General features: G+C 59.4%; 1 pseudogene. It reads left to right on the top strand.

From position 1 onward, the window contains the following. Window positions 1–25: 25 nt before the first annotated feature. Window positions 26–276: pseudogene (locus R0J92_RS22835) on the top strand (ornithine carbamoyltransferase); the annotation flags it as partial.

Here is a 276-nt window from a genome sequence, read left to right as displayed (position 1 = left end):
GGCGAAGGCGAACGGCGCGAACATCATGTCCACCACCGATCCGGAACGGGCGGCGAGCGGTGCGGATTGCATCGTGACCGACACGTGGGTTTCGATGGGGCAGGAAGATCATGCTCGCGGCCAAAACGTTTTCATGCCCTATCAGGTCAATGCGCGACTGATGGCAAAAGCTGATCCAAAGGCGCTTTTCATGCACTGCCTGCCCGCCCATCGCGGCGAGGAAGTGACGGATGAAGTGATCGATGGACCGCAATCGGTCGTATTCGACGAAGCGGA

Origin of the sequence: Tritonibacter sp. SIMBA_163, assembly GCF_046535935.1 — a bacterium.
GTDB classification, from domain to species: Bacteria; Pseudomonadota; Alphaproteobacteria; order Rhodobacterales; family Rhodobacteraceae; genus Epibacterium; species Epibacterium scottomollicae.
The sequence above is the reverse complement of the archived record's forward strand: the minus strand, read 5'-3'. Positions and strand labels throughout refer to the sequence as shown.